Source organism: Vibrio sp. YT-19(2023) (assembly GCF_033337395.1).
This window is the reverse complement of record NZ_JAWOQN010001075.1, coordinates 1-530: the sequence shown is the minus strand read 5'-3', so window position 1 is coordinate 530 and position 530 is coordinate 1. Positions and strand designations below refer to the sequence as shown.

Here is a 530-nt window from a genome sequence, read left to right as displayed (position 1 = left end):
AAGAACATCCATGCTCATTACGATTTAGGCAATGATTTGTATGAAGCTTTTTTAGATACCAACATGCTGTACTCATCAGCGCTTTACCACACAAGTGCCGACTCCTTAGAGCAAGCTCAAATCAATAAAATGGAACGCTTGTGCCAGCAGTTGGATCTTCAATCTACCGACCATGTGATTGAGATTGGCACAGGGTGGGGGGCGATGGCGATATACATGGCTGAGCAATACGGTTGCCGCGTGACAACAACGACCATTTCGGAAGAGCAGCATGAGTATGCTCGACAGCAAATCGTACAACGAGGTTTAGCCGATCGAATTACTTTACTTAAAGAAGACTATCGTAACCTTACTGGGACGTACGATAAATTGGTTTCTATCGAGATGATTGAAGCCGTGGGGAAACAGTTCTTAGCTTCCTACATTAAAAAATGCGAGTCGTTATTAAAACCTCGCGGCCTGATGGCTATCCAAGCGATTACGATTGCGGACCAGCGTTACGACTATTACAGCAACAATGTCGATTTTAT

The 530-nt window shown here is 44.2% G+C and carries 1 protein-coding gene; it reads left to right on the top strand.

Annotation, left to right across the window (positions count from 1 at the left end):
* On the top strand, positions 1-530 hold a 530-nt coding region (locus tag R7E78_RS30130; RefSeq protein ID WP_318059142.1), incomplete at both ends, for a cyclopropane-fatty-acyl-phospholipid synthase family protein.